Annotated in this window: 29 protein-coding genes; 5 read left to right on the top strand and 24 right to left on the bottom strand. The window is 55.3% G+C overall.

Translation table 11 applies throughout. The features are described from left to right. Positions 1-146: 146 nt before the first annotated feature. On the top strand, positions 147-479 hold the full coding sequence (locus AC07VV_RS03475; protein ID WP_495035306.1) for a hypothetical protein: 333 nt from the start codon (positions 147-149) through the stop codon (positions 477-479). A gap of 185 nt (positions 480-664) precedes the next feature. Here AC07VV_RS03475 and AC07VV_RS03470 read toward each other — a convergent pair whose 3' ends face one another. From AC07VV_RS03470 to AC07VV_RS03450, 5 genes are all read right to left on the bottom strand, one after another. Then, a complete protein-coding gene (locus tag AC07VV_RS03470) occupies positions 665-1,432 on the bottom strand; it encodes a hypothetical protein (RefSeq protein ID WP_495035305.1) in 768 nt (255 codons plus the stop codon). A gap of 129 nt (positions 1,433-1,561) precedes the next feature. After that, a complete protein-coding gene (locus AC07VV_RS03465; protein ID WP_495035304.1) occupies positions 1,562-2,281 on the bottom strand; it encodes a hypothetical protein in 720 nt (239 codons plus the stop codon). A gap of 181 nt (positions 2,282-2,462) precedes the next feature. Further along, positions 2,463-2,855: a hypothetical protein gene (locus AC07VV_RS03460; RefSeq protein WP_495035303.1), complete on the bottom strand. Its 393-nt coding sequence runs from the start codon at positions 2,853-2,855 to the stop codon at positions 2,463-2,465. Further along, a complete protein-coding gene (locus tag AC07VV_RS03455; RefSeq protein ID WP_495035302.1) occupies positions 2,836-3,969 on the bottom strand; it encodes a polymorphic toxin type 44 domain-containing protein in 1,134 nt (377 codons plus the stop codon). The genes AC07VV_RS03460 and AC07VV_RS03455 overlap by 20 nt, the downstream gene beginning before the upstream one ends. 186 nt (positions 3,970-4,155) lie before the next feature. Further along, positions 4,156-5,043: a LysR family transcriptional regulator gene (locus AC07VV_RS03450; protein ID WP_495035301.1), complete on the bottom strand. Its 888-nt coding sequence runs from the start codon at positions 5,041-5,043 to the stop codon at positions 4,156-4,158. A gap of 135 nt (positions 5,044-5,178) precedes the next feature. Here AC07VV_RS03450 and AC07VV_RS03445 point away from each other — a divergent pair, with 135 nt between their 5' ends. Next, positions 5,179-6,165, top strand: coding sequence for a zinc-binding alcohol dehydrogenase family protein (locus AC07VV_RS03445; RefSeq protein ID WP_495035300.1), 987 nt, complete (start codon positions 5,179-5,181; stop codon positions 6,163-6,165). Positions 6,166-6,182: 17 nt separating this feature from the next. Further along, the gene (locus AC07VV_RS03440; protein WP_495035299.1) at positions 6,183-6,668 is read left to right on the top strand and encodes a YybH family protein; all 486 of its coding nucleotides are present in this window, start codon (positions 6,183-6,185) and stop codon (positions 6,666-6,668) included. 78 nt (positions 6,669-6,746) lie between these two features. Here the strand turns inward: AC07VV_RS03440 and AC07VV_RS03435 are convergent, their stop codons facing one another. The 18 genes from AC07VV_RS03435 to AC07VV_RS03350 form a co-directional block, all read right to left on the bottom strand. Continuing rightward, positions 6,747-7,067: a hypothetical protein gene (locus AC07VV_RS03435; protein WP_495035298.1), complete on the bottom strand. Its 321-nt coding sequence runs from the start codon at positions 7,065-7,067 to the stop codon at positions 6,747-6,749. After that, a complete protein-coding gene (locus AC07VV_RS03430) occupies positions 7,064-7,300 on the bottom strand; it encodes a hypothetical protein (RefSeq protein ID WP_495035297.1) in 237 nt (78 codons plus the stop codon). The genes AC07VV_RS03435 and AC07VV_RS03430 overlap by 4 nt, the downstream gene beginning before the upstream one ends. Before the next feature lie 2 nt (positions 7,301-7,302). Beyond that, positions 7,303-7,629: a hypothetical protein gene (locus AC07VV_RS03425; protein WP_495035296.1), complete on the bottom strand. Its 327-nt coding sequence runs from the start codon at positions 7,627-7,629 to the stop codon at positions 7,303-7,305. A 181-nt stretch (positions 7,630-7,810) separates the two neighbouring features. After that, complete coding sequence (locus AC07VV_RS03420) at positions 7,811-8,287, bottom strand: PA2171 family ribosome-binding persister protein (protein WP_495035295.1); 477 nt, start codon at positions 8,285-8,287, stop codon at positions 7,811-7,813. A gap of 608 nt (positions 8,288-8,895) precedes the next feature. After that, the gene (locus AC07VV_RS03415; protein WP_495035294.1) at positions 8,896-9,531 is read right to left on the bottom strand and encodes a hypothetical protein; all 636 of its coding nucleotides are present in this window, start codon (positions 9,529-9,531) and stop codon (positions 8,896-8,898) included. A gap of 197 nt (positions 9,532-9,728) precedes the next feature. Then, positions 9,729-10,241, bottom strand: a complete 513-nt coding sequence (locus AC07VV_RS03410; protein ID WP_495035293.1) for a lysis system i-spanin subunit Rz — start codon at positions 10,239-10,241, stop codon at positions 9,729-9,731. Beyond that, a complete protein-coding gene (locus AC07VV_RS03405) occupies positions 10,241-10,666 on the bottom strand; it encodes a cell wall hydrolase (RefSeq protein ID WP_495035292.1) in 426 nt (141 codons plus the stop codon). Before AC07VV_RS03405 ends, AC07VV_RS03410 begins: the two co-directional genes overlap by 1 nt. A 60-nt stretch (positions 10,667-10,726) precedes the next feature. Then, a complete protein-coding gene (locus tag AC07VV_RS03400) occupies positions 10,727-11,092 on the bottom strand; it encodes a phage tail protein (protein WP_495035291.1) in 366 nt (121 codons plus the stop codon). After that, positions 11,089-11,424 carry a hypothetical protein gene (locus tag AC07VV_RS03395; protein ID WP_495035290.1) on the bottom strand — a complete coding sequence of 112 codons (336 nt, stop codon included), beginning with the start codon at positions 11,422-11,424 and terminating at the stop codon, positions 11,089-11,091. The genes AC07VV_RS03400 and AC07VV_RS03395 overlap by 4 nt, the downstream gene beginning before the upstream one ends. Beyond that, positions 11,424-12,674: a hypothetical protein gene (locus tag AC07VV_RS03390; protein WP_495035289.1), complete on the bottom strand. Its 1,251-nt coding sequence runs from the start codon at positions 12,672-12,674 to the stop codon at positions 11,424-11,426. Before AC07VV_RS03390 ends, AC07VV_RS03395 begins: the two co-directional genes overlap by 1 nt. 57 nt (positions 12,675-12,731) lie before the next feature. After that, positions 12,732-13,457: a hypothetical protein gene (locus AC07VV_RS03385; protein WP_495035288.1), complete on the bottom strand. Its 726-nt coding sequence runs from the start codon at positions 13,455-13,457 to the stop codon at positions 12,732-12,734. 9 nt (positions 13,458-13,466) lie between these two features. Continuing rightward, positions 13,467-13,763, bottom strand: a complete 297-nt coding sequence (locus AC07VV_RS03380) for a hypothetical protein (RefSeq protein ID WP_495035287.1) — start codon at positions 13,761-13,763, stop codon at positions 13,467-13,469. After that, positions 13,763-17,368 carry a TipJ family phage tail tip protein gene (locus AC07VV_RS03375; RefSeq protein WP_495035286.1) on the bottom strand — a complete coding sequence of 1,202 codons (3,606 nt, stop codon included), beginning with the start codon at positions 17,366-17,368 and terminating at the stop codon, positions 13,763-13,765. The genes AC07VV_RS03380 and AC07VV_RS03375 overlap by 1 nt, the downstream gene beginning before the upstream one ends. A gap of 205 nt (positions 17,369-17,573) precedes the next feature. After that, positions 17,574-18,134: a tail assembly protein gene (locus AC07VV_RS03370; protein ID WP_495035285.1), complete on the bottom strand. Its 561-nt coding sequence runs from the start codon at positions 18,132-18,134 to the stop codon at positions 17,574-17,576. Positions 18,135-18,209: 75 nt separating this feature from the next. Continuing rightward, on the bottom strand, positions 18,210-18,608 hold the full coding sequence (locus AC07VV_RS03365) for a hypothetical protein (protein ID WP_495035284.1): 399 nt from the start codon (positions 18,606-18,608) through the stop codon (positions 18,210-18,212). A gap of 2 nt (positions 18,609-18,610) precedes the next feature. Continuing rightward, a complete protein-coding gene (locus AC07VV_RS03360) occupies positions 18,611-18,883 on the bottom strand; it encodes a hypothetical protein (RefSeq protein ID WP_495035283.1) in 273 nt (90 codons plus the stop codon). Between the two features lie 85 nt (positions 18,884-18,968). Next, complete coding sequence (locus AC07VV_RS03355; protein WP_495035282.1) at positions 18,969-19,310, bottom strand: hypothetical protein; 342 nt, start codon at positions 19,308-19,310, stop codon at positions 18,969-18,971. A gap of 91 nt (positions 19,311-19,401) precedes the next feature. Next, positions 19,402-19,809, bottom strand: coding sequence for a GNAT family N-acetyltransferase (locus AC07VV_RS03350; RefSeq protein WP_495035281.1), 408 nt, complete (start codon positions 19,807-19,809; stop codon positions 19,402-19,404). Positions 19,810-19,972: 163 nt separating this feature from the next. Here AC07VV_RS03350 and AC07VV_RS03345 point away from each other — a divergent pair, with 163 nt between their 5' ends. Next, positions 19,973-20,290, top strand: coding sequence for a hypothetical protein (locus tag AC07VV_RS03345; protein WP_495035280.1), 318 nt, complete (start codon positions 19,973-19,975; stop codon positions 20,288-20,290). Positions 20,291-20,380: 90 nt separating this feature from the next. Then, complete coding sequence (locus tag AC07VV_RS03340; RefSeq protein WP_495035279.1) at positions 20,381-20,611, top strand: hypothetical protein; 231 nt, start codon at positions 20,381-20,383, stop codon at positions 20,609-20,611. 124 nt (positions 20,612-20,735) lie between these two features. Here the strand turns inward: AC07VV_RS03340 and AC07VV_RS03335 are convergent, their stop codons facing one another. Next, positions 20,736-21,500, bottom strand: a complete 765-nt coding sequence (locus tag AC07VV_RS03335; RefSeq protein ID WP_495035278.1) for a C40 family peptidase — start codon at positions 21,498-21,500, stop codon at positions 20,736-20,738. Position 21,501: the final 1 nt, after the last annotated feature.

Below are 21,501 nucleotides of genomic sequence, written 5' to 3'. Positions count from 1 at the left end.
GGCGGCAAATGGACAGACGCTGACGTTCGCCGGAATCTGCTGGCCCTTTATTACATGAGGTCTCACCCCAGCGACGCTTTACAACAGAGTCCGGCCATCCTGATAGAATCGTTCAGGTTATAGATAACACCCTTCTGAGAAATGGTATGAATACAGAATTGATGGAAGATGAGATGCGCCGGGCGCTATTCGGTGATTCTGAGCCTTCTGCACCGGCAATTAACTCAGACGTGCAAGACACAGTCCCGGATGTTGTGATCATACAACCGGTGAAGGCAGCGACGAAAAAGACAGTCTCAAAAGGCTTCACACCTAGGTTGAGGGTGACGCTCCGTGTGGGAAATGAATTTGAAGGTGAGATGCACGAAATGATACATGAGGCAGATACGCTGAGCTCTCTAGTTGCAGAACAAGAAGCTACTAAGACGGCCAGAAAAAAATTCAGATTTGTGGAAGTGGTCTCGGTCAAGTCGATGTAAGTTGGCACTCTCACTTAGCTTGAAAATTCAGATGTCGGAGACGTCATTACCAAAACCAATAATCAAGTACACGCTGCTCGGATGCCCTGGTATCCGCATTATTTACGATAGACGCGGTACGTTTCTGGAGTTCGCCGCGTCGAATACTTTTACCGGACAACCTGTTGATTCCTAACCTTTACTCATTATGTGCGCGAACCTTCAGTACTTGGGGACTTCCGTGCCTCGTAGTTGCCCGCGGCTCGGTGGATTTCGGACGTCACACTCAACAGTGTTTGAGACAGCTCCAGTAAATCAACGTCATTGGTCCCTTCTTCCGAGCCTGATGCTTTCTCTTTTCGGGTAAACCATATATGCACGGCTTTCAGACAAGGCACATGCTGCCCCACGTAGCGAGCTAGCTGCTCACCTTCGCGATAAAAAAAGATAATGCTGAATGCCAGCAACAGAGAGTACAGCCCTGTGCCGACGAAAAACCAGCTGGTATGACCAGATTCCGGTAGATAACCAATCAGACACAACGCCCCTAAGGAAACGAGAATCGAAGCGCATACGACCAGCGACTTGATGATGCCCCAGACTAAAAAGGACAAACTTGCATTCATCAGCATTGGGGATTTCGCATTACCTGATAGTCCGCTGAGGATGTAACACGCGAACTGAGGAACCATAATCAAACTAGCAACGCCTGTCACAATCAAGAAATCCTTTTCAATGTCGAGCATGAAGCCGATGAAACTATTAAGCCAAGCGCCATATTCACCGATGAATTGACCATCTTTAATAGCCCCTGCACTAATCGCTATCCAGGCCACACCAAACGTGATCATTATGGTCAATGAAGACAAGTACCATACCACCCGAATATCGCTGCCATTTTTTTCGCGTAGCAGATAGGTAATTCCCGCGATAGTACCGATAAGAAACGTTATAAGGAAAAAAGCTTTGAACATTAGATCTGACCTCTCCGGACTGTGGCGCAATGATATCACTCAATTGAGGGGTAAATCGAACCGCGCTCCGACAATTTAACGGCCGCGCTTACGCAGTAGAATTGACATCTTTCGGCCATTTAGATGTGCCTACGACTTTGAAGGCGATCGAGGAGTTATGTTTTTCAAACGATTGGTAATATAGACGATAGATGTTGCAGCGAACTCTAGAAAAAACTCTGCTTCTGCCTTCGAAAGAGCTGACTCGACGGTGCCGCCGTGCCTAACGAAATCTTTATTACTCGCATAGCCATAGGCTTGGGTGATCAAGCGTCCAATATCTGCGTCGAGATTGGCTTGTTTAATGATCTTGCCGAGCGTTCCGTTTGGCTCGTTCAGCAGCACCATGAGGCTTGACTCAACAGAGCTGATTGACTCCTTTATGGAGTTTTCGAAGTCAGGCGTTGCTGAATAAATGAAATTCTTCGCTTTTAGCCATTGCGCACGGATTGGCGTCAACTCATCAGCCAACGCTTCATTTGCCTTACTCCAATTCCTGGATGACGGAGCGTGTCGTTGTATCCGCTTGAGGTCAAGCAAAATGTCGGCGTAGAGCTCCTGCACGTAAACGCGTCGGTTAGCATAGGTGCTCATTTCCTGAAGCTTGCAAAATGCCATGAAGACTTCGAGCGATTTGTGCGGGTTAGGATTCGCATATTTCGCGTCCTCTAGATCAATTGTCACCTCCGCATAGAGTTCCCGGTATTCGGCAGGCTGAGCAGAGGTTCGACCATCGGTGGCATACGCGATCATTAACGTCTGTATTTCTATGACCTTTGCACCCAGTTCAATCGCCCGATTGCTATCCATGAATTACTCCTAGCTTCTTGCTGAACACATTTCCTCCAGCTTAGCGACGCCTTCGAAATGTGTGGGAACTGGAGTTTTACCTGTATTGAGTGATACATCCGAGCGTCTTTGTTTGGCCGAAAGCAGTCTCCGCTAGCCCTGCGCCATCACGTCACACATAGGGCTAGGTTCTCGGAGTTTCCTATTTTGGTAGTGGCCCACATGCTTCAATAAGTTTGCCATCAGTGCGGCTATCGATGGCACCATCTGCCCCGATGTAGACATCGGTGTTCGGCCACTTCGGCTTAACCCGGATGCAGTGCGATTTTCCACCGTTGTTCCAATCGAACTCCATAAAAAATTGGTTGTTCGGGAAGATATGCCCCGCCCCACCAGTGGCTTCACCTGGGTAGATCTCACCCTTTGAGATGTCGTGCTGAACATTCAAAATGTAACCGAGACGCCCCTGTCCCTTGTCAGAGAAATGGAAGCTCACTTGGGGTGTGGCGACATACCAAAAGACGATTGGGGCGAGTAGTAGCGCCACCACCCAGCGCCAGAAATGCCGTTTCGGTTTATTTGCAGACGTGGTCACGTGTGCCATCTCCCCAGCTTGAACGTGGTAGTGCTAAAACTTCGTCCATCAGCATTTTCGCCGTAATACCGCCGTTTGGGTGCTGCTTGTACAGTTTGACTCCAATACTGATAGAGACTCGGTCGCCTATGTCGTCCCAAGCCCGCATCCCTTCGATGTCTGCTGAGCGGTGAGGCCCTTTTCGTTCGTCCCACTTCTGAACTTTCCGAATGGAGTCTGATGCAATCTGCTCAAGCCCAGCGCCGTCCAGAAGAACGCCTTCAGAAAGGCCACCAATGCGCCCTACGTAACCATAGTGGATGTTCGACCAGATATCGTAGAAGTAGTCCACCTGACCTTGCTTTTGCCAAGGCCCGCCGAACTGTTGCCCAATCGTCACCTTGTGGTCCCATGGTCGATTTTGACCAACTCGCTCTGCCCATAGGGCCATGGCTGCAGCAGTGTTACCAAGCTCCATTGCCTGGAAATTAGGGGGGGAAAGGCGTGCATACCAAGGGAGCTTTTGAAATTTTGCATTTTCCGCTGCCGCGTCAAAGCTAAATAGCTTCTTCATTTTCAGTACGGATGGGTGTGTGATGTTGCGGTTCATTTCCCCGGCTATATAGCTGGCCACCTGCTCCATCATGTCAGGGTCTTTGCAAATGACGGGGGCTTTCGGTCCAGGCCTTGCCTCTGGCTGCTTCGGGGCGGCTTTGGGGTCTACTAGAGCGTTTGCGGCAACCGCTTTCTCTTTCAACTTTGGGTCAGCGAGCAATGTGGCCATTTTCTCATCATCCAGAGTGCCATCTGGACGGAACGCTCCGAGTGCCATGAAGTTGATGATGGTTGCACCACCAGCATCGCCCATGACAAAACCGCCACCAACATCGCCTGACCCAGTAATGATCGTTCCGCCGTGGCTGGTTGGGCTGCCTAAGTGGGCCATAGGACGCCCGTTCACTTGAATTGATGGGAACCCTGTAGTGATTACAGCTCCACAGCCACAGGTATCGCCAACACGAGCAGATCCCATGAAGTTAATGTTTACGTCGCCACTGGCGGAAGCAATCGGGGTGGTGGCGTGACCGGGCATTGGGCAGACATGCTTGTCACCCAATCGAGCGGAGGGAGTCATTCGTCATCCTTGTCGTGCAATAAAAAGCCTTCGTGTGGAAGCTAAAAGCGTTTTGTAGGCTCCGGGAGATTACTGCACCGCGAGGGGGCGAGTCTGTAAGAAAAGTCTGAATTTAGATCCTCGGCCGGCCGGTTTTGGCCGTAAGCGGTCTTTTCCGAGCGTCCGCTACTGGCCGAAAGCGGCCCTTTACCAGGAAGTAGACGACGCCCCTGCGAGATATCCTATGTACTCCTGCGAGAAGTCCAGGTACGCCCGCACTACGGCAGACGGGTGACGATGTGATGGGTAGAGCAAGTTGATTTGCTGTTCCGGCAGTGGGTGTTCGGGAAGTAGCGCAAGTAACTTCCCTTCCCGGATGGCACTCGCCGCCAAAAATGGCGGAAGCTCCGTTACCACATCACCGATCAACGCCCGGCTACGCAGGTGCGCATAGTCGTTGGTGGACAGCATCGCCTCAGGTTTGAATACCACTCCCCCCAACTGCCATGTCGCATTGGCACCCCGGCTCCAGACCGCACATGGATAACCGTGTAGAGCCTCGACGCTACTGAGTGCACCTAGCCGCTCAATCAATGCCGGACTGGCCACGAGAATGTGACGGTAGGTCAGCATGCGGCGGGCGACCATAGTCTCGTGCGCGATCATGCCTACGCGCAGCGCCACGTCGACACCATCTTCGATGAGATCGATGCGGCGCTCGGTGGTGTAGACGCTGATCTGGATCTGCGAAAAGCGGTGCTGGAAAGCCGACAGTACCTCCCACCACGGCTCAAACGACGGCGGCAATGACAGCCGCAAGTGCCCTTTCAGATGCGCCTGATCACTGATCACAGCCTGCTCGCCTTCAATCAAAGCCTCAATGCCGCGGCTGGCATGTTCGTACAATCGCGTCCCTGAATCAGTGAGTTTGGTGCCACGTACAGAACGTTCGAGCAGTTGCACCTTCAACTGCTGTTCCAGCTCGCGAATGCGTCGACTCAAGGTTGGTAGCGGAATGTCGAGGCGCTCAGCTGCGGCCGAGAGGCTACCGGTCTGCGCCACGCTGACAAACATCCGGACGGCGTTGAAGTCCATTACAGCATTCCTCTCATTTTTGAGATGAAGCTTATCTCCAGCGTGGATTATCTTCCACCTTCGAGTGGCGGATAGTGCAATCACTTGCTGAAAACAACGTTCCAACCCACCCGCCAAATACCTGAGGAAACGACCATGAAAGCTTATGTGATTGAACAACCGGGCGGCCCCGAAGTCCTGCAACTGCGAGATATCCCGTCACCCGAGCCAACTCCGGACGAAGTGCAGATCCGCGTCCGTGCGTTTGGCCTCAACCGCGCAGAAACTTACCTACGCGCTGGCAGAATGGGTGACATCACCACACCACGCGTGCCCGGCATCGAGGCCGTGGGCGAAGTCATCCATGACCCCGCCGGGGTCTTGCGCACCGGCCAGCGCGTCGCCACAGCAATGGGCGGCATGCAGTTCAGCCGCAATGGCAGCTATGCCGAGCAGGTTACGGTACTGCGCAACAACGTGATCTCACTGGACGACACGTCTCTCTCGTGGGAAGAACTTGCCACACTGCCGGAGGCGTATCTCACTGTTTGGGGGGCGCTTGACAAGAGTTTAGCCATTCAACAAGGCCAGACTTTGCTGGTACGGGGAGGCACTTCATCGGTTGGCCTGGCCGCCATCGCCTATGCCAAGGCCCGCGGACTGACAGTGATCGCATCTACGCGCACCGCTGCGAACATCCAACGTCTTTACGAAATGGGGGCTGATGAGGTGGTCGTCGACAACGGTGACATCGCTCAGCGTATTCGCGAAATGACGCCTGCAGGGGTGGATGCCGCATTGGAAATCGTCGGAGCCACGACACTGCGCGACACGATCAAGACGCTGCGACCGTTCGGCGCGGTAAGCGTCATCGGCCTGCTCGGCGGCCCGCCGGTAGTGGAGCAATTCCACCTGATGCAGGACCTGCCTGGCGGAACGCGACTGAACTTCTTCCCGAGCGGCTTATTGGGAACACCGGCCTTGCCATTGCAGGACACGCCGTTGCCGTGGCTCGCAAAGGAACTCGCAGCCAAGCGGATGCCTTCCATCCGTACCCGAACCTTCGCCTTCGACGAGGTGCGCCACGCGCACCGTTTGATGGAAAGCGATCGCGCTCTTGGCAAGCTCGTCGTCTTGCTCTGACATAAAGGAGTTCTGCCATGCGTACCGCATTGATCGCACTGGTTTTCGGCGCTTTTCTACTACCCATGACGGCTCAGGCCGCCAAATCCGCCTCCGAGAATGCGGTGAAGACTGCCGTCACCCAGCAACTCAACCACTATGAAGCCGCACTGAACGCATCTGACGTCGACCGTGTCATGACCTTGTATGCAGAGGATGCCGTGTTCATGCCACAGCACAGCCCGCCGGTCGTAGGCCGTGACGCAGTGCGCGCGGCGTATCGCCAGGTCTTCAATACGATCAAGCTCGATATACGTTTTACGATCGATGAGATCCGACCGCTGTCACGCGACTGGGCGTTTGCCCGTACGCGCTCTAACGGAACGGCCAGACCGCTGTCCGGCGACCGGCAGGCCAGCGCCGAAGGCAACCAGGAAATCTTCCTGCTGCATCGAGAAACCGATGGTCAATGGCGCTTTGCGCGCTACATCTTCTCGACCATCAATCCCCCCAGGTTGCGGTGAGCTGACTCAACTGTCACAGGCGAAATAGAAAATGTCGGTGGGAAACCACCGACAGATGGAAAGCGGTTTGGATAAGCATTACGTGCAAAAAGATTTTGCCGCTTTGGGTCTGCTATAGCCCATCGCGACAGGCAGCATTGGGTCGATAGCGGAAATAAAAACTGTCACAACTCCACCCTCCACGTTGTCGGCAAAGCGCCCCGCCGCGGTCAAACTGGCCCAGGTGCGCAGCGACTCACGTCGTGAGCGCACCAGCACCCACCGTGTACCGCTGCCGCCCAGGCGGACCGACACGCCCCACGCGGAACCACCGTCAATCCTCGCCACCAGGCAATCGCGCACCGCGTGCTGCTCGACCAAGGCCCGCAGCACGTCTTCCTGGATCGCCGCACCGATCATGTGAGCTCCGTCAGACGCTTTTGCGCCGCGTCATCAAACGCCAGATACAGCCCTTCAATACTATCGTCGCGCAGTGCACCCACGGTTTCCACGCCCAAGCTGAACCCTTCGGCGCGATCGATCGCACGCAACGTGTCGGGAATCGTGCGGCTGCTGCGAATCGCCTGCAGCAGTTTCTCGGCCTGGGTGTAGATCGCGCTCGGCAGGTTCAGCGCCGCCAATACGTCGTTCATGATCACTCCCACTGCCAACCTTTGAGGTTGGCCGGCGGTAGCAGCGGCAGCTCGTACTGCTCGACATCGATCAGCAACCAGCCGCCGGCCGACTCGTTGCTGCCGTCGATAATGGGGCCTTGCAGCACCAAACCGCCGGGCAATATCGCTTGGATCGCATTGGCTTCCTTGGGACCTTGCAGGTAGCGGTCAAACTCCAGGCGAAAGCGTTGCCGTTCGACGTAGAGGATACGGACGTTCAATTCGTAGGTGGTTAGCTTGTTGGGTGACTGCCCCCGGTACAGGGCCAGCACGCCGACGGTCGCCGGGCCTTCATAGGCGTAGGACATGAGCGAGGATCCTGTTCAAGTGAAGACAGCCTGAGTCAGCCAGACCATCAAAAAATGGTAGACCAGCCCCGGCGTTCGTGGTTTCCAGGCGCCCACAAAAAGGCCCCCACACCTACACCGGGTGTGGGGGCCTATTGAACATAAACGGCGTTACTTGTAATGCCGCGCTTCGCCAATGACGTCAGGCCGCCAAGTGGGTCGCCGCCCAGTCTTTTCTAAAACTGGCTTTCATGATTTCCATTTGCTCCCCGAGTTCATCGAGCTTGGCCTTACCCAACAGCTTCTTGGCCTGAGGGAACATTTCGGTTTCCTCTTCTTCGATGTGGTGTTCCAACAATTCTTTGATGACCTTCACCCGTCCCGAAAACTCCGGGGTGCCCGGGTCAGTTTGCTTTAGATCGGGCAATACCAGCGAGTCGACGGTGCGGTGCTCTTCCTTCGCTTCGAAGTACATGACGTCCTGCTCTTTGGCTCCAGCCTCCTTGAAGGCTGGATAGAGAATTTCCTCTTCCAGTTTGGTGTGGATGGAAATCTCCATCTCCAATTTTTCCAGGAGATCAGCGCGTTTCTTTGTCGCTTTTTCTGTCGACTCACTCAGCTGAGATAAGATGCTTTTCACTTTCTGGTGGTCGGCTTGCAGAAGATCGATCGCGTTCATGGTTTTTGCCTCAGGCAACTCGAAATTGAACCTCAATCAGGTCGGCATTGAGGTGTCCGAGATCTACCGCATTTCCTGTGCCAAGGGCATCGACGCAATAAAGCACGGGTATACAGCGACTTACGTTACGTGCACTTCCATTGAGCCGTGCAGTCTGCAAGAAAAGGTGAATTCGGCATTGCAGATAGCGGAGAAACGCCACTGCGCGACTGCAACAATGCCCTCCCGCGGTTTACAGCGGGAGGACTTTCCAACTCGATTTCCCTTGCCCCACTAGCATTTCTATCCCCGGCGTTCTGCCGACCGAACATCAATCCAAAATCCTACAGGTCGTCGCTTCACCCTCGCCCACAGGCCGCGCCTCGATTACTGTATATGCATACAGAATTTATACAGCGAATCTGTCTCCATGAATTTCGACCAAGCATAAAACCTTCGGCTTCGGAAAATGTTTTGTGAAGAAGTCTGCGCCAACGGGTATAAGCTAAAAGCTCACGCGATGACCTTGTGTTGGATCAACGCTAATATCGACACTCACATTTTTTGTCGCTGGAGAGAATGAGAGAATGAGAGAATGAGAGAATGAATTCCACCCCCTGAGGCGATCATCAATAAGCATCAGGGTATTTACGTTTCCTCCAGTCATCTATAACTCTATGCTCCCCTTTTTCATAGCAATAATCCATTATTAATTCCATCTCCATTTTCTCAGTAAACTTTCTCTTTTTCTTTTTGGCTTCATCCTCCCACTTCATCTTTTCCCTCTCAGCCTTAAATTTTTCAGAATCTCTGACAACAAAATTCCTTCCTTGGCTATCGGTAACAATTGACCCCTCGACCCCTTTAATAGCAACCTTATAGCCTACCCTCTCAAAAAAGTTCGACATTGCCCGAATTGCGGTAACGGTTACATCTGGGCCTGCCGACAAACACGAAAGAACAGATATATTTTTGAAATTTTTACGCTTAGCCAGAGCCCCGCTCCACAGCTTTTCAGCCAGCTCAGTCCCAGTCAACCCCGCAACCTTGCCAGTTAAATCTCCATGACAGATTATTATCAACTTACTTCCAGGCTTCCCCTCTTGTCCGCCCATGTACTTTTTATAACTATCCAGCCCCTTAAACAGTTCGCATTCACGATCTGGGTATTTCAGGCGTATCTTTTTCTGTATGGCCTCCGCATCAGCTAAAACTTCATTGCTTTGCTCAACCGTCTCAATAGGATGCTTGAGTACCAATATCATAAATCCTCCCACGCTATCGGAAAGTTCAATAGACCAGAAAAATAACAAGCAACAACATTAGAAAATCGTCAAAAACATTAAAGAAACATACTAGACAACGTCTAAAATACTGCAAGTCAGCAAATCTCCGACAAACGCTCAATTATAGATTGAGCTAGAACCCCAAGACTATGCCAAGGCATCTCTACCGCTTTTTTTTAATTCGATAGAGAGGCAGTTTTGATGTAAACCTGACAGGCAGCTAAAGCGATCAATCCCCGGTCACCTTCGTCCGTGATGCCGATAATTCGTTGAGCATGCGCTGGGTCAAGTCGGGCGCGTACGGCTGCATGATCCACGCCGCTGGCACCGGTGGCGGCTGGCACACCGCAGCCTTTGGCAGTGTCGGTTGCGTCGAGGAGGACTGACAGCCGCAGGTCAGAAGTAGCGAGGCGATCGCGCAGAAGAGCCTGGTCTTTTTGAGCATTGGTCATTTTCTCGAAGTGGGTTTTGTCACTGGCGGCCAGCCGCTGTTCGAGCGCCAGACGCTTGTCCTGCTCGGCCTGCTGGGCTGTGGCAGCGTCCAGGGTCAGCTGATTGAGGGTTTCGGTGTGCAGCCGGGCCTGCTCCGCCAAATGCTTCCCGTAGCGCCAGTCCTGAAGCTGCCAGGAACTGGCCGCGCCGATCAGCAACAGCGCCAGCGCGCCGATCACTTTCCACGGCATAGTCATCACGGCACATCCCTGAAGAAGACGTGGCCGCCCAGCTTCAAGGCCTGCTTGGCCTTCGCAGCCCAGGCCGGCGGCGTCTTCATGGCGAGTGCGTAATAGTGGGTAGCGCCGCTGGTGGGATCCTGCACTTTCCCGTCAATCACCTGATCCGCGACGATCCGTGTTTGCGCCAGTTCGCGGAACGGAATTTCCTTGGCGCCGCTGAGGTATGGAAAATTTGGGTCGTTCTTGTTCCAGCAACTGAACTGATATGGCTTCTGGCAGACTCCGGCATAGCCCTCGCCCCACCACGAGTTGGTCTTTCCGTCGAAAACGCGATTGCGGATAGACCATGCCACGGCCACTCGGCCACCCGCGCTCTCGCCGCGAGCCTCGCCCCAGATGGTTCGAGCGAGCACGTCGCGGTCTTTTTCGGTAACAGTCATACTTTTCTCCAGGCAAAAAAATACCCGCTCAATGGCGGGTGCGTCGTGCGGCTATTGAATTCAGGCGAGATCGGCAACCACTGTCTGTGGGTCGGCCACGATTACGGGAGCTTTCGGTTCGGTGGGCCATACCGGCGCCGCGTACCAGCCCGGCTGAACCGTGACTTTGCCCAGGGCAAATTTGTAGCTCTTCCACGCCTTCACATTGACCAGCAACGTAGATTGCTCGGCCTCGTCCTCGGGGGTCGCCTCGCCTGCGTCGATGCCGTAACCGATGGTGTCGATGCGCTCCTGAATGCGGGAAATCTGCGCCAGCGCTCGGGCGTTTCGAGAGGACAGCTCGGCTTTGGCTGCCGACAGCTGAGCGGCCTGCTCGGCGGCGTCCTTCATTGATTTGGTGATGAGCTGGGACCAGTCGATGTTCATGCTTCAAACCCTCCGCTCTGCGCTGTATCAGGCGCTGGCAATGGCTGCGGCAAGGCCACTGGCCCATCCTGAACATTCAGCAGCGGCTCGGGGAACGCCTGCTCCTGGCTGAAATTGACCGGCAACGGAAGAAGCAGTGTCAGCTCAAGCTCGCCCGCGACGTTTTCCACCGGGCCTACAAACCACTCTGACTTCACGGCACCGAGAGGAAGCGTGTCCCCGGGCGACATTGCCGAGAAGTCGAAAGCCTCGCCGTTTATCGTGAGCACAGCACCAGCGCGCGACATCGACAAAGTGTCATCACGACGCTGGGGGGAAAGGTTGATTTTCATTATTTCCACCGCCCTGAGGCAAAAAAGAAACAGTTGAAGGATCCGGTATAGACGCCGCCCGCAGGGTCGAACACCAAAAACGAACCAAGCGTGGCAGACGTTGCGTCAGCCGGTGAGGTGGTCGTGAACTTTCCCGCAGCCCTTGCCCCCATAAACACCACGGGCGTCGACGCAAAACCTACGGGGTAAGCCCAGTTCTGCGTACCAACGATGCCGCCGCCATACCCTGAATTCATCGCGATAGAGAGCCCAGTGATGAGCAGCCAGCAAAACATCGTGCCGTCCGCAAGCTTTGTGTATTGCCCGTTCGCAGTCGATCCTGACTCGATGATCGCTCCAGTTGGAGCGCTGCCCGACCAAGAAACGGTGCCAACAACATTCGATCGGTCATAGGCGAACGCCACGGGCTTACCGCTGGCCAGGCTGTAACGCAGACAGATCCAATTCCCACTGCCGAGGCTCAAAAACTCCGCCGTGTCGTTGGCTGCGGTCGTGATATTGGCGCCAGTCGGGAGGATCAAGGATGTAGCGTTGTGCGTCAGAACAAGCGCGCTGGTGAACTTCACCGTGCGCCGGGCGCCAGCCGCGATCGTGCCGAACCCAGTAATGGTCGCGGTTCCGCTGATCGCGACGACATTGGAGGTCGACGCACCAATGTTCACGGTTGCTGCCGAAACCAGAGCCTGTGCCGGGGCATCGTTCACCGGCCCGGTGAGTGTTCCGCCTGCTTTCGGCAACGCTGCCGAGGCCTGGGCCTGCAGTTTGCCGGCAGCAATGAGGACTGAATCGGTAGAGACCACCGGAGCAGCGTCGGCCAGATTGAGCCCCGTCAACGCAGCGCCAATAGTTCTTGCCGCAGTGTGGTAGAGATTGGTCGCCCCCTCAGGCAAGCCATCGGTGCTTGCAAGCCCCAGAGAAGCTCGGACACCATCTTGCGTCGGCGTTTCGCCCAGCACCGCCAGCACACCCCCGAATTGCTTTTTCAAGCTGTTGAACGCATCGGCCAACGCTTTGGGATAGCCCTGAACCGGCATGATTGCGTAGGCAGATCCGCTGACTGTGGGGCCCTTATAGGCCGGAATGATTGAAATAACCGTCGAGCTTGCGATGTTCGCAATCTCGTAATTCAAACCATCGGGACCCACGAATGCATCACCGTTTCGCGCGTTCGCCGGGAAATCTGCGTCTACACCAACAACAGTATTTGAGCCGTTAGTGACCGATACCGTCCCACCTCTGAGCCATGGCATGGCGTGTCCTTCAATTGATCAATAAAAAACCCGCACTTGGCGGGTTGTCGGTTTTGTTTAAAGTGGTCTCATTGGCCTGGCGGCGAAGGTGGTTCGGCCATTCTTGTCGTTACCCACCTCGGTTCCTAGCAACGCCCCCATGTACCCGTTGAGCGTGCTACGCACTCCGGCATGAAATCCGCTCGGTGTTTCCCGGGCTGTGTTGCCGTTGTAGTTCTTCCCGCCGAGCAAGGTCGAAGCCAGAAAATAGTCGTCATACGAGCCGGTCCAGGGCATCTGGAAACCACTCCAATAGACCCCCGAAACTGAACCGCCTCGATTATCCAGCGACCATCCCTCGTTAACGGGCAAGCCGGTCATCACCAGCAGGTTGTCCGCCCCTACGAAGATCTGCTCACCGGCCGCATTGCGCAGTCGCAAGTCGTATTCATTGGGTGATGAGGTTGAGCGGAATGTCGCCACCAACCACCGCCCACTGCAATCCGAACTGTTGAACGGCGCCATCAGGTGCAGCTTGAAATAGAAACCTGTCCAGTTCCCCGGCCCGCCCATCTGCACCAGTGAGTGATACATGCCCTGGTCGTTGGGGTTGAGAAAAACATGAGGTGCAGCAGTCGTGGTGATTGGCGCCGGATAAGTGATAACCGCCTGGGTGATTGTGACGGGTGCTGTCGGCGGCTTTCCGATCGTGTAAATGCCGGACGCGGCCACGTTCAGTACCTTGTTATCGCTGTCGATCTGAAAGAAATTCAGACCATTACGAGACCTGAATCCATAGTCCATGGCCTCCTCCTATTGGTAGGTCAGGATAAAAACGTTGAGCACCAACCCCTGCCCACGCCGAACCCTGAGCTGCCCTGTCGACCAAAACACGGAAGGCAGGACGGCGTTTTCATTGGTTGGATCGGGCAGCGTCACGCACACAAACGACTGTGCGGTGATTTCCGGCATGTTGATGTAGCTGGTGAAATCGCTGGTGATGGGCGGGACGGTGATCTGTCTTGTAATGATCGATCGCACTGTCATGATCGAAGATTCGAGGGTCACCACACCCGCGGCGTTTTTCGTTCGCGCACCGTAGTAGTCCATTACGTCATCTTCCCGAGTGCGGCACGCTCGATGTAGTTCAGGTCGTAAACGTAGATACCGTTGTTGTTCAGCAGTGTGTAGCCGGTGCTGGATTGTCCGCGCAACGTGAAGGTGCCCGCTGGAATGTTGATTTCCAGCAATGGAAGCCCTTGGGAGTTCAGCGCGGCAGAACGAAGTGTCATACCGAGCACCAGTTCCTTGATGAAGGCCTGACTGATGATCGCCGTATTCATGAACACCTGGCCGCCTTGAACCACGAACGGTGCAATCATCTGGCCGCTGACCTCATCCAAAATCGCGAAGCGCTGCGCGAACGCGAGGATCTGCGACTCCTGCGTCTCTCCATCAACCCCAATTGCCAGCGCAGACATCACCGTCCTTCCGCCCACCGTAGTGGACGTCTTGATGGTGGTGAGCGCTGAAACCTTGCCGTTCAACCCCGACACAGCCGTGCTGGCAAATTCGGCTTTTGCTGTCGCACCGTTGGCGGTTGCAGTCACCGTATCGATTTTCTGAGCGGTGGCTTCCTTGTCTGTGGCGACGACAGACTCAAGGCTGGTAAGGCTCGCCGCTGTTTTGCCCACCGAAGCGTTGAGCTCGGTGATTTTCGTTGCTGACGCGCGGTTCTCCTCCGCCCTCACTTTGTCATTGGTGACGATGCTAGCCGTGCTTTCCCACCCCTGAAGCGCATCGACCATTGCTCCCTCGCCATCGTCCTCCCGCCACGCTGCCTGCAATGCCTGCACGGTCGAGGCCTGCGCTGAGACTTTGCCGTCGATGGTTTCGATCTGCGTGGTGTGCTGCTGGATCTGCAGGGCCATTGCGTTGGTGGTTTCGGCAATCGTGCCCAAGTCGTACCAAAACACAGGATCTGGTGGCTCTGCTCCAACTGGAACAGCCTGTATGGCAGAGAACAGCCGACCATCAAGCCGCACCACCTCTCCTTTGCTGTAAGACTTCGCCGGGTCATAAACCATGGCGTCGGTGATTTCACCGATTAGGTCCTCAAGCTCCTTCTTGGCCTGTTCAAGACGGTCGTTGACGGAGCCCTCCCCATCACCGGAAATCTTGCCGATTTCTTTGAGCAACTGCTCGCCGAGAGCGGACTCCTGGATCTTCCCGAGGAAGTATTTCTCATACTCCGACTGGTCGATGCTTACCTGACCATTGATGCCATCCACTACTGGAAACCACGGTCCGACGTTACCGATCCGGTCAACCAACCGTCCCCAGAAAAACAAGCTGGTGCCCGGTACGACGTTCTGCATTTCGTGATTCGATTGCGGATAAGCGAAGTCCGCTAACTTCACGGCTGTCGCCAGATCGTTGATCTTGTTGTTCCAGATTTCCGTGCGCTGGGTATCTTCCGCACCAGGTGGGAATCCCCATTCCAGACCAATGCCATAAACCTTGCTAATCGTTCTCAGATAGGCCAGCGCCGGCGGTAGGCCCTGCTTTCCGCTAAGGTTGGTCAGGATAGAGTTGCGCCAGATCGACGTGATGTCGAACGCGCTCACTGCGCGGACACGGGCCACATACGCACCAGCGTAAATGCCGACCACGTCCACGTTGGTCATCCCGGTACGCTGCAGCTTGATCCAGTTGCCGCTGTCCTTGCGCCATTCCACGTCATAACCGACCGCGCCGTCCACGGCAGGCCAGCTGATGGTCATGGTGGCTACGGCCAGCCCCTGCACCACCGAAGACGTCGAGGCCACCGTGACACTGGTCGGCGGTGGAACCACGGTGATTGGAATCACACTGATTGGCCGCTCTTCCAGGCGCGCACCGGTGTCGATATGCGCGAACTTGCTCGGGTCGTATTGAAGCGCGCTGATTTCGAAATCCCCCTCAGCAGTGCGCTTGGTGCGCAACACCCGGTAAAGCGGGATCGCCAAGTCATTGGTATCAAGCGCCCACTGCAACTGTGCGATCGGCGGCTCGCTATAGGCGACGGTGACCGTCACAGCGCGACCGTTGACGCTTTGCACGGTACGCCCTTCGGCGCGGCCGCCCGGCAGGTTGATGATCAGCCGATCACCGGCCTTGGCCTGGGTGTCACGGTCGAGTGTCACCACGCGGCCGGATGCCGACGATATCCGCCCGCCAACCTCTCGGCCGGCCAGCAACGAGTCCGCCACCGGAATGATGTGACCCGGCAGCGGGATCACGCCTTCCATGCCGGTCTTGAACGACACGGTGCGATCCTGGTTGTTGCTGAGAATCGCCCACTTGCCTCGGCGCTGGGCCTCGGACGCCCGAGTGCAGCCAATGGCGCTCAGTTCCGTCGGCCGATCGCCATAACGGCGTTGAAGATCTAGGTCGGCGAACGGAATGACGTCAGTGTCGTAGTTGTTCGCCGGGTTGTCGTAGCTGACCAGGGCCCGGGTGTACCGGGTTTTCGCCGAGGCACTGCCGTACGAGAACTTGCCGTCGATGACGTTGGCCCGTGTGAACACGTAGTCGAAGTCCTGTGCGCGCGGCATGTCGGCTTGCATCACCAGCTGGCCCTGAGCCCAGTACGTCATGCCCCGGCAAATCGCGGAGATGTCGCGCAGCAGTGACCAGGCGTCGGCCTTGCCCTGCAGGTTCATGTCGCAGAGGAATCGCGGCTCCTGACCGCCCAGCCCATTCGGCACCATCTGGTCAGAGTACTGGGCGATCCGGTACAACTCCCACTTGTCGACCATCCACGGCTTGATACGCTTGCCCAAGCCGAAACGGTCTTCGGTGCAGGTGCCGTAGGTGATCCACGCCGGGTTATTGGTCCAAGCCGACTTCATCGAGCCATCCCACGTCCCGGCGTAAGTGCGCAGGATCGGGTCATAGTTGCTCGGCACCATCCAGCGCCGGGCCTTGCACTTCACGGTCACGGCCGGGATGTTGGTGAACTGCTCGGCATCAAATTCGATGTAGAGCAGCGCGGTGTTCGGGTAGCGCAGCTTGGCGTCGATCACCTCGGTATAGCCAGCCACCAGCATGGTGTCGGCGATCTTGTTGCTGTTCTGGTTCGGCGTCAGACGGCGCACGCGGATCTGCCAGCCAGTGGTGGCGTCCGGCAGATCGATGCGGCGCGAGCGCTCGTAACGGGTCGTGCTCTTGCCGTCGACGGCGTCCACCAGCACCTGCTGGTAGGCGCCGCCGTCAGTGGCCACGTCGATGGCGTACTCAATGCGGTAGCCGCCGACATTGCCCTGATCATCCGAACGTTGGAGCGCGGGCCAGGCCAAACGCATGCGTACGGCCGACAGCTGGGTGTTGGTGATCGATCGCACCCACGGCGCATCACTGCGCAGTTCGATGTTCAGCGAGGTCTCGTTTTCCACCGACGGAATGCCCGGGATGTAGGTCTGATCCACGGAACCCGGCCGCCAGTCCCACTTCACGTTAGGGAAGTTGTAGTTGCCACTGGCATCGCGGATCGGGGTGTTGTCCAAGTAGATGTCGTAATCAGTCGGGATGCCGTCGAACTCGCCCTCGCCTACGGCGATCAGCAGCTTTGCCAGGTTGGTCGAGCGCAGGCTGTCGCTGGCTTCGACCGGCGATTTCGGCTTACTGCTGCCGCCCTTCTCGCCGTAGATCTCAATCTGTTCCGCTGCGCCCATGCTTTCCTCCAGGCATAAAAAAACCGCCTCGAGGGCGGTTTGCTCACAAGCCATGAAGACTCGCGTAAAGTTTCATCGTAAAAATGGCGACTCGGATCAAATTCCAAGTAATCGCACGAGCCAATGGAAACCATTTTTTCATCAGCAAGCCCCTCCTTTAACTCGGAAGGCCAATCCTTCCCAGGAAGGGTGAGGGCTTTTGCTGCTACGCCTTATCCTCGGCCAGAATCGAGGCCGAAATGATCATCCCGCCCCAACGACGCTCGCCGATGCAGATCGGTACCGGGTTGCCGCTGGCCGTGGTGTTCTTGGCACTACCGAAGGCGTAGGACGGTGCGTTCTCAGGGGATGCGCTCTGCTTCAAACCCTTCGTTTGAGGGCTGAGCATCTGAATGACGCCACCAGCTACCAGACCAGCACCTAATTGCACGGCCCAGGGCTGCCCAAAGTACGAGCCGGCCACGACCAGAACCGCACCAATAATTGTTTGAAGAAGGCCTGCCCGCTTGCTGCCACAAATGACGGGGACGATGCGAATCTCCTGGGTTCCGCCGAGGCCGAAATCTTTTTCAGCTACGTTTTTCCGATTTCTGAAAATCGCGAAACGCATCCCCTTTCCTTCAAGGTTCTTGATCGCCGCCTCAAATCCTTCCAGGGTGCACTTGAGAGCCTTGAAGGCCTCGCCCACGGATCTGCTGCCAAGCTCACGATAGTGAACACGACCAAAGAGCTTGATAAGCGGGCCAGAAAGAAGAATGGTGGTCATGGCTGGGTTGTCGCTGAGCGTAGCTGCCAAGGCTGTTTCTCCGGACGTAAAAAAACCGCCCGGAGGCGGTTTCTGTCATTGCATGGTGGGTGATAAGTCCATGCTCATCGCTGAGTCTATGGATATCCTGAATTTCTTGGTGCTGCCAGTCTTCACATTTGTTTCTCGCTCTTTCAAGCCGCTGCCACACGACGAAGCACCAACGATGTGTTCACCGGCTGGAACGAAAAATTTTGCCGTTTCGCCAGCGCCGATCTCGGCCGCTTTTTGCCCGTCGATACTCACTGAAGTATTGCAGCCGCCTCCGACAAACCCGGTATCACGAGTGATGATCAAAACAGAGTCACCGGAAACAGGCTTCTGATACGCAAACAGCCGCGAGCTTGGTACAGGGTCCGCTTTGCTTGATGAAACTGGAGATGTTGCACACCCCGCCAACAGCGCTACCGCAAGCGCTCCTATCAAAATCCGCATATTTACTCCTTGTGCTCTTGCACGGTGAAGGTGAAGGTGAAGGTGAAGAAATAGAACGAGATCTTTTCGTCCTCAATATCCCTCAGCTCGTACCGAATTCTATCCAGGCCGTCGTCGATGCGTGTCACGATGAGGTCCATGAATTGGGTTAGTCCGCCGCCAAAGCCGCTTAGGTTCAGTGCGCTTACATCACGAAAAAAAGCCGTCACACCCTCGGTTTCTGGATCTTCCGAGGAAGACATAGCCAGCGTGAGGTTGTATTTGGAATCAACCATCTCGAGCTTCATCGAAGCTACGCAGTTGTGCTCGAAAAAGAGTTCGTTTAAGCGAGACAGGCTACACATTCTCTAAATCCAAAATTCAGTGCTGGTCGATTTCAATTTTCTGAGCTGGATCAGGACTGTACCTCTGCCGCTTCAACTGAGGATCACCGGCTGCCAAACAGAAAAAATAGATCTCCGCTTCGCCGCAGCCGCCATGCAGTGCACATTCACTTGCCTGCATGTGATCGAGGAGTATTTCGCGCCCCTGCGAGGCGCAAAACACGTTCGCCTCCTTCAGGGCTTGCCCTTTCGCAGAGGCAGGGCCGCCGAAAGGCACCCGAGTAGAAATCGTGTAGGTGTCGGGCCCAACTTTGATCGGTCCGCTATCAGAGCAACCCGCCAATAGCGCAATTGCCAGCGCTCCTACGATCAATTTCATGCAGGTCACTCCTGTGGGAAAGGGTGAACGATATCACTCAGGTGGCCGGAAATAAAAAAGCCCGGCGCTGGGCCGGGCTCTCGACTTCGAATCAATTTGAAATCTCAATTGTGTACTTACCAAACCCGTGGTCGGTGTACTGATAACCGGCAAAAACTTTACTCCAGAATGGACCCGCATCGTTGATGACTTCAATAAAAACTTCGGTTCTCCCATCTTGCTGGAGCAAGACTATGAGCTGCCTCATTGCTTCTTCACCTATTCCCTGGCGACGAAACGGAGTGAAGATGAAAAGCGGGAAAATCTCATCTGGCTCACTTCGGTATGTGCAGAATCCTGCCACCTGACCAAGATATTCAATGATAAAAACGTGCTCACCAGCTATATCGACCCCGCGAACTACTGAGCTCGTTCGCTGGTCAGGATCGGCCTTCAGCTTCGTTTCGAGGACTCCAATCTCCTCAGCGGATGCCGATCTAATGCTAACTCCTGCAAACATTGGGTAGTGCTCCATGCCAAAAGTGGCAATTTAGCATCATGATTGCTTTAAGCAAAACTTCATTGTTCTCGCTGGCCGGGCATCCAGTGTGGATGGAAAGCCAGTAGCGGGGTAGGACTTCTGCGTAGTAGCGTTATTCCTTGCATATGACAAGGGACTGGCAATGCCACATCGCACTGTGAAACTGAAGATCGCGCTCAACAAATCGTACTCTAGTTCATACCAAGAATTTCAGGACCTAAGAGATGGTCTAGTCGCAGCATTTGTCGATTGGCCGATAGAAAAGTGGGATATCGCAGATGCTTATATGCCTACTAACACTCGTGATATTCCCTCGGGCACATTAGTCTCGCAAAGAACGAGAGAATGGCTTCATGCGATAGCCAACAACCCAGATTTAGAGCTTCCAAGCTCAATAGCAGAGGCAACGCCTGAACGACTCAAAGAAATCCAAGATGTGGCAAGTATGATCGCAATTTAATAGATAAAGGACACCCCCAGTCCTTTGCCCGCAAGCCCAAGGACTGGGATTGCGCCAATTTCGGCGCGTTTATGACCTGGAGGTCAAAAGATGCAAACCATTGATCAACGCGTAGTTGTGCTTGAACAAGCGGCTAATACCATTTCTGCGGTAACCATCAACGCATTGCTAGCCATCATCACTTCAATTTCCAAGCTCGAGTCCTTGGACAAGCAGGCTTTGAAAGCTGAACTGGAAAGCTTGAAAGCCGTCCATGTGCAAAACGGCAATCAGGCTCAGTACTCCGATATCATTTCTCTACTTCAGCAACGAATCTCCTGACCGCGTGATTGGCGTCAGCACGTTTGTTGACGCCAATCCAAGCCCCAAACCAGCAATAACCTTCCTTCCGTCATTCATAATCACAATTTGAAGTTGCATTCTTTACTCCCGCGGACTGGCCGCATCAAGTGGTTATTTGTGCACTTCTGTGCCTGAGGATCATGCGCGTGCGGTCGAGCCACGGCCCACCGAACACGATGACCTCCGATGGCCTGCCATACAGATGGTGCAGCAGGAACGGCCCGAGGCCGAAGGTTGCTGCATCTTCACCGGGTAACGCCGGATCCACACCGAGGAAGATCCCGGCGTGGTTCGGATAAACCGTCCGCCCCACTTCCATCACGATCATGTCGCCGCGCTGCGGCTGGTCGACGCGGTAGAAGCCGGCGGCCTCGTAGTTCGTCTCGTACAGACTGGTGTTGTCCTTGCTCTCCCACCAGCCATCGGCGCGCTTGAAGGCTTCGAACTCCAGCCCCCATTCGCGCTTATACCAATCCGCGCAGACCTGCCAGCAGTCCCAGGCGCCGTGCACGAACGGGCGCTTCAGAAGCGGCACCTCGCCGGACGGTATGACGGTGCGCAGGTCACCCTCAGGCCAGCTCAGGATGTGCCACGGCAGCACAGTGGCCTCGCACATGGCCAGGTCGCGCGGTGACGGCCTGCTGGTGGCGTCCGGATGCGAGTGCACCACGCCGATCACCTCGCCTACGTCTTCGGCCGCTGCATACTCCTCCGGATCGATACGGAACTCCTCGTTCGGCTCGGTCGAGATGTTGATGCAGGGGAAGTATTGCTGTTTGCGGCCCACGGTGAGCAGCAGCCCGCAGCACTCTTTCGGGTACTCGGCCGCAGCATGCGCCTGGATCGCGTTCAAAATGTGTTTGCGCATG

The sequence above is a fragment of the Pseudomonas sp. GW821-FHT02C04 genome (assembly GCF_059421845.1).
This window is presented reverse-complemented; position numbering and strand designations above follow the sequence as displayed.